The organism is Pantoea sp. CTOTU49201 (genome assembly GCF_032054795.1).
GTDB classification, from domain to species: domain Bacteria; phylum Pseudomonadota; class Gammaproteobacteria; order Enterobacterales; family Enterobacteriaceae; genus Pantoea; species Pantoea symbiotica.
The window spans coordinates 1-485 of sequence record NZ_DAMBSA010000277.1 but is presented as its reverse complement, the minus strand read 5'-3'; the positions used below and the strand labels follow the sequence as shown (position 1 = coordinate 485).

Annotated in this window: 1 pseudogene; it reads left to right on the top strand. The window is 56.3% G+C overall.

Annotated features, from left to right (window positions below):
• A pseudogene (locus RTY00_RS17410) lies at positions 1-485 on the top strand (NADH-quinone oxidoreductase subunit C/D); the annotation flags it as partial.

The following is a 485-nucleotide window of genomic DNA, read 5'->3' as shown; positions in this document are numbered from 1 at the left end:
TGGTGAAGAGATCGTCGATTGCGTTCCCGATGTCGGCTACCACCATCGTGGTGCTGAGAAGATGGGCGAGCGCCAATCCTGGCACAGCTACATTCCGTACACCGACCGTATCGAGTACCTCGGCGGCTGCGTAAATGAAATGCCGTACGTGCTGGCGGTGGAAAAACTGGCGGGTATCACCGTGCCGGATCGCGTCAATGTGATCCGCGTGATGCTGTCCGAGCTGTTCCGCATCAACAGCCATCTGCTCTATATCTCAACCTTTATTCAGGACGTCGGTGCGATGACGCCGGTGTTCTTCGCCTTTACCGACCGTCAGAAAATTTATGACGTGGTTGAAGCGATTACCGGTTTCCGTATGCACCCGGCGTGGTTCCGCATCGGCGGCGTAGCGCATGACTTGCCGAAAGGCTGGGAACGTTTGCTGCGTGACTTCCTCGACTGGATGCCGAAGCGTCTGAAAGAGTATGACAAAGCCGCACTGC